This is a genomic window from Legionella fallonii LLAP-10 (assembly GCF_000953135.1).
Taxonomy (GTDB): Bacteria; Pseudomonadota; Gammaproteobacteria; order Legionellales; family Legionellaceae; genus Legionella; species Legionella fallonii.
This window is the reverse complement of the sequence record NZ_LN614827.1, coordinates 843,570-855,976: the sequence shown is the minus strand read 5'-3', so window position 1 is coordinate 855,976 and position 12,407 is coordinate 843,570. Positions and strand designations below refer to the sequence as shown.

The following is a 12,407-nucleotide window of genomic DNA, read 5'->3' as shown; positions in this document are numbered from 1 at the left end:
GGATTTATCTCTGTTAAGCGTCATTCAGTCATGAATGATCCTTGAGAACACAACGAAGTGATTTTGCATCCCATCCCCCTCCTAGCGCCTTTATCAGCCCTACTTCAGCAGACATCTGTAATCCCGCCACATCATTAGCTGCTTTTTGTGCTGTATAGGCTGTAATCTGCGCTGTAATAACGCTGGTGTAATCTACAGTACCTGCCTTGTACTGATTAAATACCAATTTGAGAGCATATTTAGAACTGGCTGCAGCTCTATTTTGTACCAAGCGTTGTTCTCCTAAAATACGCAAAGCAATAAGGTTATCTTCAACATCTTGAAATGCAGTAAGCACTGCTTGGCGATAAGCAGCTATCTGAGCATAATAGGCGGCTTTCGCTGCTCTGACTGTGGCAGCTCGAAGTCCCGCATCGAATATTGTTTCGGCTATTTGTACGCCAGCGGACCAACCGATTGAAGGAGTATGAATGAGATGATGGAACGTATTGCCTGCAGCACTTGCAGTACTGGTTAAAGATAGAACCGGAAAGTAAGCAGCAATCGCCACACCAATAAGAGCGCTTGTTTTCTGCACCAGTCGCTCTGCCTCAGCAACATCAGGACGTCTTTCCAACCAGACGGATGGAACCTCTACTGGGATAGTTGGTGCTTTTAAAACCAAGGGCATAAACTTCAACGATAAAGAGGCGGGCGGACGTCCCATAAGCACGGCAATAGCATGTTCATATTGTCCGCGTAATATACCGTTATTTAAAGCTTGGGCTTCCGCTGACTCCAATTGAGCTTTAGCTTGAGCGACGGCTACTTGAGAGGCAACTCCAGAAACATATTGATTACGTGTCAATAATAATGCTCTCTTATACGATTTAACTGTATCATCTAATAATTTTTGATCGGTGTCCAAAGTGCGTAATTCAAAATAATATTGCGCTAAAGAACCTTGAGCTGATAAACGAGTATAAGCTATCAATGCCGCATTAGATTGAGCGGCAGCTAGATCTGATTCAATGGTACGTCTGGCTAATCCCCACACGTCAGGCTCCCAAGAAGCACTTAATACAGAAGAAAAAGAAGTCGTCGTTGCCGATGAGCCTGTTACTCCTGTTGTTGTTGTAGCTGTTGACGTTGCTCCGCCCGATGAACTAATTAATGTGGTAGTACCGCCCCCCTGCTTTTGACGAAAAATTTGAAAAGAACCCGCTACTGTAGGAAATAAACTAGCACGAGCCTGCTCAACGATGGCCAGCGCTTGTATATAATTAGCTTGAGCATTCACTATGTTTTGGTTGTACCTATTAAGCTGTTCTTCTAGTTCATTTAATAAGGGGTCATTAAATATCTCCCACCATTTACTATGCTGACAATAATTCTGCGGCTCTATAGGCTTCCAATCATTACTTGGTGGGGGCTCTTGTTTTGCTTGTTTTTGCCCTTTCATTTCTTTAAATTTAGGAGGGATAAATACTTTAGGGGCCTTATAATCAGGACCAACCATACATGACGGCAGCAGTAAGCCACCAATAAACATTAACGTTAATTTATTCGTTAGAGAACGACTGACTTTATAATTTTTTTTACAAACCACGGGAATTGCAAAAGAACTAAGTTCATCATTGTTAGTGTTCATAAGCACCTCTTCGTGATTTAATTTTTTCCAAAAATTGATGAAAGCGTAAAGAAGCATTTTCCATGCTTAAGTAGATAACGGGTGTTGTATATAAAGTTAAAAGCTGACTGACCACCAAGCCACCAACAATAGCGATACCTAGAGGACGTCTTAATTCAGACCCTAAACCAAAACCAATGACCAACGGCAAAGCACCTAATAGAGCAGCCATAGTTGTCATTAATATGGGACGAAAACGTAATAAAGCCGCTTCATAAATAGCATCACGAGAGGACTTATTTTCATTTCGTTCTACATGCAAAGCAAAGTCAATCATCATAATCGCGTTCTTCTTTACTATTCCTATAAGTAAAATAATTCCAATTAGAGCAATAATACTAAGATCCGTGCGACAAATTAATAAGGCAAGTAATGCCCCCAAACCAGCGGAGGGTAAAGTAGATAAAATAGTAATAGGATGAATTAAACTTTCATAAAGCATGCCTAAAACTATATAGACAGCCAATAATGCTGCCGCAATCAGATAAGGCTCATTAGCTAAAGATTGTTGGAATGCTTGAGCAGTTCCCTGAAATGAGCCAGTAATAGTCGGTGGTAATTTCATATCGTTTACCATTGCACTGACCTTTTGCACAATGTCCCCCAATGCAACCCCAGGCATTAAATTAAATGATAAAGTTGCAGCAGGCGCCTGACTTTGGTGATTCACCGATAATAAAGTTGAAGAGGGTGCAAAACTAGAGAATGCTGAAAGAGGTACCTCATTTCCAGAAGAAGATTTCACATAGATATCATTTAAAGTTTCAGGATATTGCCAATACTTAGGTGCCACCTCCATAACGACATGGTATTGATTCATAGGCATATATAAAGTAGACACCTGACTTTGCCCAAAAGCACTATATAACACGTTATCTATCTGTTCAGGAGTGATGCCAAAACGAGAGGCTGTATCATGGTCCACGTTAACATAAACTTGTAAACCATGGCTGAGTTGATCGCTATTGAGATCAGCTATCCCTCTTATTTTAGATAACTCCTCCATAACCCGAGGTGCCCAATAGTTTAGCTCCTGCAAGTTACTGTCTGAAAGAGTATATTGAAACTGGGCGCTATTTTGCCGTCCACCTATAGTCAAGTCTTGTGGTACTTGCATGTACAAGACCGCCCCTTGCACCGCCGTCAGTTTACTGCGTAATCGATTCAGTACCACGCTTGTTGATACCCCACGCTCCCGTAGAGGTTTTAGCATAATAAAAATGGACCCGGTATTAGAAGTATTTCCTCCTGGCCCTCCACTACCCATAAAAGCGGCAACATTCAACGTTGCCGGATCTTCTTTTATCAACTCAACGATTTGTACCATCTTCTTTTTCAAATTCTGAAATGAAATATTCTGATCTGCTTGTAATGAACCAACAAGTCGCTCGGTATCTTGTTGAGGAAAAAAACCTTTAGGTGTTACAACAAATAAATATCCAGTCAACACCACAGTACCCAAGGTAAGTAATAACATGGCAGAAGGATGTAACAAGGCCCATTGTAAACTGTGTGCGTAACGCTGGCGCATCGACTCTACAAAACGCATAAACATATGAGTTTTTTCATCACCTTCCTCGCGTAAGACTCTAGAACACATCATCGGTGTTAGAGACAAGGAAACAATTAATGAAACCAAAATAGCCACTGAAAGGACGACAACAAACTCATGAAATAAACGTCCAACAATACCCTGCATCAGCAAAATTGGAATAAAAACGGCGATCAAAGAAATACTCATTGAGACCACGGTGAACCCTATTTCTTTCGCTCCGTCCAATGCGGCTTGAACAGGTTTCTTACCCATAGCTAAATGACGAGATACATTCTCTAACACCACCACCGCATCATCAACAACAAAACCAGTAGAAATAGTTAATGCCATTAGCGATAAATTATCCAGGCTGTACCCCATCAACTGCATCACGCAAAAACTACCCAGTAACGATAATGGGACAGCGACACCGGAAATAATCATCGTGCGGAAACTACCTAAAAAAAGATAGGTCACAAAAATAACCAACAACATGGAAATCAATAAGGTTAACTCAACATCATGTAATGAGGTACGAATAGTAGAAGTACGATCTAATAACGTAGTTACTTCTATAGCACTAGGAATAGAAGCCTTGAGTTGAGGTAGTATCTGCTTTACATGATCCACCGTTTTAATAACGTTAGCCCCTGGTTGCTTGTATAGCACGAGTAATACCGAAGGTTTACCATTTGCAAACCCTGCATTGCGCAAGTCAGCAACAGAATCAACAACCTCCCCAACATCAGAAATACGGACTGGGCTATTATCCTGATATTTAATAATCAATGGCGCATATTCTGCTGCTTTAAACATTTGATCATTAGTATAAATAGTAGAAGTCGTTCCATCTGGACTGGTTATTTGTCCTTTTGCTTGATTGGTATTGGCTTGGGCAATTATAGTAGCCACTTGCTCCAAACCAATATTATATTGATTAAGCGCTGTGGGGTTAAGCTCTACTCGCACAGCAGGTAATGAGCTGCCCCCTACGTTCACTTGCCCAATTCCCTCAATACGCAAAATCTTCTGTTGTAAAATAGTAGACGCCACATCATACATCTCCCCGGTAGTATACTTATCTGAAGTAAGCGCCAGAATCATAATAGGCGCATCAGCAGGATTTACTTTACGGTAGGTCGGGTTATTCACTAAATTAGAAGGTAACTGGCTCAAGGAAGCGTTAATGGCTGCCTGCACGTCACGAGCAGCACCATCTATGTCTCGAGACAAATCAAATTGCACCACTATAGTCATTTGCCCAAGCATGCTAGAAGACGTGATCTGACTAATACCAGCAATCCGGCCTATCTGACGTTCAAGAGGAGTAGCAACTGAGGTCGCCATAACAATGGGGCTTGCACCAGGTAATTGCGCCTGTACTGTAATAGTAGGAAAATCAATTTGTGGTAAAGGAGCAACTGGCAACAGGTTAAAAGCAAGTATGCCGGCAAGTGCCAATCCTATGGCCAATAAGGTGGTCGCAATAGGTCGTTGGATAAACAGTAGCGATAAATTCACGTTATTGCCTCTGGCCAAAGAGAACACATGCAATACAGAGCAGAAGTATCGACAAAGTTTATCATGTGCTTTCCAACGGTAATTTCGACTGACCTATACTCATTATCCTGCGCCCCATTCTATCAAAAGCTAAATAGATAACGGGAGTGGTATATAGGGTAATGAGCTGACTAACCATTAATCCCCCGATAATAGCTATTCCCAGCGGCCTACGTAACTCACCACCGATTCCATAACTAAAAGCCAAAGGAATTGCTCCTAACATAGACGCCATCGTAGTCATTAAAATTGGCCGAAAACGCAAGAGAGCCGCTTCATAAATAGCATCTTGTGGCTCTTTCAAATATTTACGTTCTTGTTCTAAAGCAAAATCGATCATCATGATTGCATTCTTCATTACCAATCCGATTAACAAAATAATGGCAATCAAAGCGATCACACTCAGATCATTACGAGTAAGAAATAAAGCGAGTAAGGCCCCCATAAAGGCGGACGGTAATGTAGATAAAATAGTAATGGGATGAATGTAACTCTCATAAAGTACTCCCAATACGATGTAAACAACAACAATTGCAGCTAAAACTAACCAACCTTCGTTTCTTAATGCATCCTGAAAGCTTTTGGCTGTTCCTAAAAAGTCCGCATGGACACTTTCAGGTATATTCAGTTCTTTTTTCACTTCGTTGATTGCACTCACTGCATCCCCTAAAGAATAATGAGGAGCCAAATTGAATGACAAAGTCGCTGCAGGAAATTGATCCAAACGAGTGACCTGAAGAGGGCCAACAGTATGAGTTAAAGAGGAAAAAGTACTAAACGGTACTGAGCCACTAGTTGTGACTGTGTTACTAGAGTTAGCACTAACGCTAGCAGGGGAAACAGGACTAAGAGCACTAGTATTAGGTGCTATTGCCGTCAGATTAGTAGAGCTAGGTTGAGTTGAATGGGTTACAGTTGAATTAATATATAGATTTTTAAACGCCGTGGACGCACGCTGCAACCAAGGGAACACTTCCAGTACCACACGATATTGATTGCTTTGCGTAAACATAATGGATATTTGCCTTTGCCCAAAAGAATCATACAAAGTATCATCTATCATCTGCATGGTAATACCCAAGCGTGATGCAGTATCGCGATCGACTTTAATATAAGAAACTAAACCTTCATTTTGTTGATTGGTATTCACATCACTCAGCATAGGAAGATGACGCATTTTATCCAACATCAATGCAGACCATTTATTCACTTCAGCTGCATCAGGAGCACTGATACTGTATTGAAATTGAGTACGGCTCACCATAGTATCGATGGTTAAGTCCTGTACCGGCTGCATATAGAGAGTCGCGCCAATTACCTTTTGCAGATTAGATTGTATGCGATTAATTACCTCCATAACACCTGGACGTTCCTCTAAAGGTTTCAAAGTGATCAATATTCGACCGCTATTTAAAGTACTGTTAGTTCCATCAATGCCTATAAATGAAGATAGATTTTCAACGGCTGGATCTTCAAGTACCACTTTAGCTAAGGCTTTCTGTCGGTCAGCCATTGCTGGAAATGAAATAGTTTGTGACGCTTCGGATATACCTTGAATAACCCCTGTGTCTTGAATAGGAAAAAATCCTTTGGGTATTGCAAACAGCAAAATTGCATTAATCAGCAGAGTTAATAAAAAAATGCATAGTATCAAGGGCTGATGAGACAAAACCCACCCCAAAGACACTTTATATTTCTCAATAAAATAATTCAGGCCTTGTTCTAATGTCTTTTCGAGCTTACTACCTTTTTCATGCTCTCCACGATGATGTAATAACCGCGAACACAGCATGGGCGTAAGTGTTAAAGAAACAAAGGCTGAAATGAGAATGGCAATGGTCAAAGTTAAAGCAAATTCTCGAAACATTCTACCCACCACATCCCCCATAAATAATAAAGGGATTAATACTCCAATCAACGAAATGGATAAGGACAGAATGGTAAAGCCAATTTGTTTTGCGCCATTATGAGCTGCTTCTAACGGAGTTTCTCCTCGCTCCAAGTAACGCATAATATTTTCTATCATCACAATGGCGTCGTCCACAACGAAACCTGCCGCTATGGTTAACCCCATCAACGTTAAATTGTTCAGACTAAAACCCAATAAATACATAATACCCAAGGAACCTACCAATGCCAAAGGCACTGAAATACTAGGAATGATGGTGGCAGATAAGTTACGTAAAAACAGAAAGATAACCATGACCACAAGAGCAACAGAGAGCAGTAGTTCAAATTGAACATCATTAACTGAGGAGCGAATACTAACCGTTCTATCGGTTAAGACCTCAGCCTTGAGATTATGGGGCAATGCCGGGCGGAGGCGCTCCAATAAATCCTTTACTCTATCAGCAACCTCTATCACATTGGCACCGGGCTGACGTTGCACATTAACAATTACAGCAGGCTCCATGTTCATCCAAGCGGCCTGCTTCGTATTTTCAGCCCCATCAATTACCTTGGCAACATCAGAGAGGCGAACGGGGCCGTTATCATTATAGGCAACAATTAATGGCCTATATTCCGCTGCGGTTAATAGCTGATCATTGGTGTTAATGGTGTACGATAATCTAGGTCCGTCAAAATTACCTTTTGCAGCATTCACATTTGATGCACTAACAAGATTTCGTACATTTTCCATGGTCAACCCATAGGCAGACAAAGCATCTGGATTAGCTTGAATACGTACTGCAGGACGCTGACCACCCCCGATACTGACTAAACCAACACCCGATAGTTGTGATAATTTAGGCACCAGCCGTGTTTCAGCATAATCTTCGATTTGGGGTAATGACAAACTATCCGACGTTAATGCCAGGGTGATAATTGGTGTATCTGATGGATTAACTTTGCTATAAACAGGTGGATTAGGTAATCCTACAGGCAAATAACTACTCGCTGCATTAATAGATTGCTGCACCTCTTGTTCTGCTACATCTAAGCTAATCGCTAGATTAAATTGCATAGTAATAATTGAGGCGCCAGTAGAACTATTGGAGCTCATTTGCTCCAAACCAGGCATTTGGCCAAATTGACGCTCAAGAGGTGCAGTGACTGAAGAGGACATCACTTCTGGACTACCGCCGGGATAAAAAGTAGAGACTTGAATGGTAGGATAATCTACATCGGGTAACGAAGACACTGGTAATAATTTATAAGAAAGAACCCCTGTTAGTAAAATAGCAAACATTAAAAGTGATGTTGCTATCGCTCGGGTTATAAATGGACCAGAAATACTCATACTATGCTGTGTTTTGGGTTAGCAATTATTCTCTTCTTAACATTAGAGAATAATTTAGAAGAATGCCCCGCTACCACTTCAGAACCATCTCTTAATTTATCAGCCCCTTCTACTATGACTAGCTGTCCTGGCCCTATTCCCTTATTAATAACGGTATCATCACCGCTAACAGGTCCAGTAACAACGGGTTTAGTAGTGACCGTATTGTTCTTATTTAAAATGAATACAAAATCTCCTATTGTTGTAGAATGTTGAATCGCCGCAGTAGGCACGATGGTGGCATTACGTAAAGTCTGGGTTAATATCTTCACGTTGACAAACTGGTTAGCAAATAACTTATTGTCTTTATTGTCAAATATGGCGCGTAATTTTACTGTGCCTGTAGTTTGGTTGATCTGATTATCAATCGTTAATAGTTTTCCTGTCGCAAGTAATTGATTTTGCTGCCGGTCATATGCATTTACCACCATGGTTTTATCAGCATAAGCATACGGAATTATTTGCGGTACATTGTCTTCTGGTAAAGTAAAAATAACTGTTATGGGATTAAGCGTATTGACTATAGCAATGCCATTAGTGTCGCTAGTTTGCACCACATTGCCCGGATCAACCAAACGTAAACCAATACGTCCATCTACGGGCGAAGTAATGTGACAATAGATTAAATTGATTTTAGTTCCTTGAATCAATCCTTTATCAACTTTAACAGCTCCTTCATATTGCTCTACTAAAGAGACTTGAGTTGCAAGCACTTGTTGCGAAATAGAATCTTGTTTCCATAACTTTTGATAACGTTGTAGATCGATGCGAGCATTAGCAAGTAATGCAGTATCGCGCTTTAAATCCCCTTCATATTGAGTCAACAAAGCTTCATAAGGCCTGGTATCGATAAGGGCTAACAAATCACCAGCCTTAACCATTTGACCTTCTTTATATAGAACCTTCATCAAGATGCCATTGATTTGCGTTCTTACGGTTACTGAATATTGAGGGGTAACACTCCCAAGACCGGAAAGATAGATAGGGACATCTCGACTTGAGGAAGAAGCGGAAACAACTGGAATTGGTTTCACTACATTTTCTTTATGCTTATCTCTAACCAGAAAATACCAAATCAAAACTATCAACAAGATAATGACTATGATTATTCCCCAATTCCATGCTGGAGGTAACCACTCCCATTTACTTTTGGGAATCATCGATTCGTTATGGTCATTATCCTCGATTTGTTTTCCTTCCATCGGATACCATTATCCCTTACTTGTTAAGAATTATGTTAAGAATTAAGAGCATTTCATCATAGCGAATTTTGGGTCGGGTAGCAAAAAAAATGTTCCCTAATTATCCCCTTTCCTTTGCTAATGCAGGGGTTTTATTCAGAATTATCCAGATTGGACTCAAATAGCATGATTTTTAGGCGCCATTAGGCCTCTGGCATAACCGCGAAGGTTAAGGCATAAGTGTTTCGCGGAGCGGAGTATGAGCACCGGAGAAACACTTATAACGCAGCCATCAGGCAAAAGTCGCAGTTATGCTGCAACCAGGCACGTGTTGACACCATTAAGGGAACTCTCAGCGTGACACCATCTGATGAAGTTCAGGTCTGAACTTCATCCATTCATAAAAAGGAGAAAGCTCAGGATTACCCATTTTCTCTACAGGGAGGTAAAAGGTTTGCTCTAATAAATATTGACCACTTAGCGCCGCATGTGACACATGATCCGTGAAGACTATCCAAGAACTTTGTGCAGGAAAATCAATACGCGTTTTATCTACTTGAGTCTGATAGTGATCATCACGTTTCATCGTATCATGTAAATGAAGCATGTAATGATCATAAGGAGAACGTAAGGTTTTGGTTGTTTTGACTAACTTTAAAATTCGCGCGGTCAGTTTGCTGTATGAACGAATTTGTGGAGCAAAACGATCAAGCACGGTAGCAAAGGGCTCTCCAAGATTCCACACCCGAGGCTCTTGCTGTGGATTAACATTGCAAAAAACTCGCAAAATTCTTAAACCATTCACCGGACTCGCTGAAAATGAATCGACATGTAAACGAGTATCATCTTTTCGTTTAGACGTTATTCTTCCGCTAATTTGTGCGGGCCTAAAACTGGTTCGCCCCCACTGCAAATGAGAAATATAAGCTGGTAAAGCAGTCTGAATCAGTTGATAAGCAAATTCTGCGTAACCACGCATTAAATGCTCCAGTTTATTCTCTAACCCGGGAATATCTTTTTTATAAGCTCCTAATTGATTACGCTTATAATCATAACTCACATTTTTATGAGTACCATGTAAGATAGCTTCGGACATTAAGGATTGCTCTACATCAGAAAAATAATGCTCTGGAAAAAACAATATTTTGCCATCCTCTAATTGCTCCATGTTTTCCCGGTGATTGATTTGCTCCATATTTTGTGTCAACAGATAAGAGTTCATTTTTTTACCTTGCTTCCAATAGTCAACTTAGTGTAACAAATTAGTAGTACTCTATACTACAGATTCTAGGATGTTATGGACTAAGCAGAACACGCTAACAATAAAACTCTACTGCAGTGAGTTTGGAGAAAGTTCTAATCCCTTTGGTTTAGCAAAATCCGCATAGAACTCATCCCACATTCTATTACAATAGGCGACTATATTATTCTGTTTTAGGACATGATCTTTGAACGAGTCATCAAGAGGTGTGCAAATGATATTGGTTAAAAATGAAAAAGCAGTGGCATCTACAGTGGTTGGCTTATCTCCCAAGAAGTATTTTTTTTCACCTAATATGGTTACTAGTGCATCTAAGTTTTTCATTCCTATCAGCACTACTTCTTGCAAACTATGCCTTCCTGTTCCTTGATGATCTAATTGTTTTAACATGTATTTTCTAATCATGTTGGGTATAAACAATTTGGCGAGGGCTGGTACTTTTTCAAACATGCTTTCTTTAATATGCTCCCAACCAGCATCATACTGCCAACGCAAGTAAACAATTATCCAATACAAACTTTCACAAAATGCAATATCAATCAATGTTCCTAGTGCTTTTTGTTCTTCAGTTAACTCTCTATCTAGTTCATCACCGTAACGGGATTTTAATTCGCTTATAATCAATTCACTATCAGGATAAAACTTACCATCTATTCTAATATGCGGTAGCTTTCTCTTTGGACTCTTTTGTGGGTTATTCACAAATTTGCTTTCATAAGGCAGTTTAGCCATACGTAGATATGTTTCAACTTTCATACAGAAAGGACTCACATTAGGCAGTCCCCAAACTCGGTAAAACTGAAATAAAGTAATCATCCTAGAATATCCTTACGTTCTATACCTAGCCCAGAAATAAAACTCATCATGTCCTTACGCTCTGTTCCACTGCCATTAAGTTAAGATATTTCGAATCCACGCAGCTTGGACTGAGAGAGCCATGATGTGACTCCAGTTACAGATACTGCAGTCGAGGCGGCAGTAATTCGGCATTAAATAATCCCTTAACTTAATGGCAGTGACACCCCGCTTCTATTAGCTTCCGCGTAGTCTTAAGTTTTTAGTGAAGGAGCCCCTGAACCGGCATTGTGCCATACCTTGAACCCCTTCGCCACGCCCTGCATGACAATGGGATACTATGGGTAATATAGAAACACTTCCAATAATGAGAAAGACAATGATCTGCGTTCATATGTCATTACTAATAATTCACTATGAGTACGATATTCTATACAATAAGCTATAAGTCTTAATTATTAATCATTAAGGTCATTCAATGTCACATTGCCCTTGTGGTTCTGAAAAATCTTACGAACAATGTTGCGGACTGTTCATAGAACAAAAGCAAATACCACAAACCCCTGAGCAATTAATGCGCTCCAGGTATACGGCTTATAGTTTAGCCAAAACAGATTACATTAAAAATACCATGAAAGGAAAAGCCTTAACTGGATTTGACGAAGCAGAAGTAAAAGCATGGGCTCAATGTGTAACCTTGGTGGGTTTAAAAGTAATCCAAGCTTATGATGAAACGTCTGATAAAGGGTTTGTTGAATTTTCAGCTCGCTTTAAAGAAGGAAGTCAATTTAGAAAAATTCATGAGCTTAGTGAGTTTCATAAAGAAAATGGCGTTTGGTATTACGTAGCAGGACAACATCAAGATGCCGCTGTTAAAAATAACAAACAAAAAACATCACGTAACAATCCCTGTCCCTGTGGTAGCGGCAAAAAATTTAAAAACTGTCATGGTAGAGATTGAACAATTAATGGTATCAACTCAAGATCAATGGTATTTTAATAACAGATTACTAAACGTAGGTCGGGTCTTGGCTCATGGGTGTCATGGTTAAGAAGAGAGGGGCTTAGAACAATATTTTGTTCTTAACGGGCTCCTGGCCCAACAAAAGGTGTTGAGTTAAGCAAAA

Annotated in this window: 7 protein-coding genes; 1 reads left to right on the top strand and 6 read right to left on the bottom strand. The window is 40.2% G+C overall.

Annotated elements, in window-relative coordinates:
• Window positions 1-28 precede the first annotated feature (28 nt).
• From LFA_RS03350 to LFA_RS03325, 6 genes are all read right to left on the bottom strand, one after another.
• Window positions 29-1,630 carry an efflux transporter outer membrane subunit gene (locus tag LFA_RS03350; RefSeq protein WP_045094921.1) on the bottom strand — a complete coding sequence of 534 codons (1,602 nt, stop codon included), beginning with the start codon at window positions 1,628-1,630 and terminating at the stop codon, window positions 29-31.
• Window positions 1,620-4,724, bottom strand: coding sequence for an efflux RND transporter permease subunit (locus LFA_RS03345; RefSeq protein WP_045094920.1), 3,105 nt, complete (start codon window positions 4,722-4,724; stop codon window positions 1,620-1,622). The genes LFA_RS03350 and LFA_RS03345 overlap by 11 nt, the downstream gene beginning before the upstream one ends.
• Window positions 4,725-4,785: 61 nt before the next feature.
• Window positions 4,786-8,004: an efflux RND transporter permease subunit gene (locus LFA_RS03340; RefSeq protein ID WP_045094919.1), complete on the bottom strand. Its 3,219-nt coding sequence runs from the start codon at window positions 8,002-8,004 to the stop codon at window positions 4,786-4,788.
• Entirely contained in the window at window positions 8,001-9,245 is a 1,245-nt protein-coding gene (locus LFA_RS03335; protein ID WP_045094918.1) for an efflux RND transporter periplasmic adaptor subunit, read from the bottom strand. Before LFA_RS03335 ends, LFA_RS03340 begins: the two co-directional genes overlap by 4 nt.
• Before the next feature lie 331 nt (window positions 9,246-9,576).
• Window positions 9,577-10,446, bottom strand: coding sequence for a Kdo hydroxylase family protein (locus LFA_RS03330; RefSeq protein ID WP_045094917.1), 870 nt, complete (start codon window positions 10,444-10,446; stop codon window positions 9,577-9,579).
• A gap of 108 nt (window positions 10,447-10,554) precedes the next feature.
• The gene (locus LFA_RS03325; protein ID WP_045094916.1) at window positions 10,555-11,301 is read right to left on the bottom strand and encodes a glutathione S-transferase family protein; all 747 of its coding nucleotides are present in this window, start codon (window positions 11,299-11,301) and stop codon (window positions 10,555-10,557) included.
• A 457-nt stretch (window positions 11,302-11,758) separates the two neighbouring features.
• Between LFA_RS03325 and LFA_RS03320 the strand changes: the two genes are divergently transcribed.
• On the top strand, window positions 11,759-12,241 hold the full coding sequence (locus tag LFA_RS03320; protein WP_045094915.1) for a YchJ family protein: 483 nt from the start codon (window positions 11,759-11,761) through the stop codon (window positions 12,239-12,241).
• The last annotated feature ends 166 nt before the right edge of the window (window positions 12,242-12,407 follow it).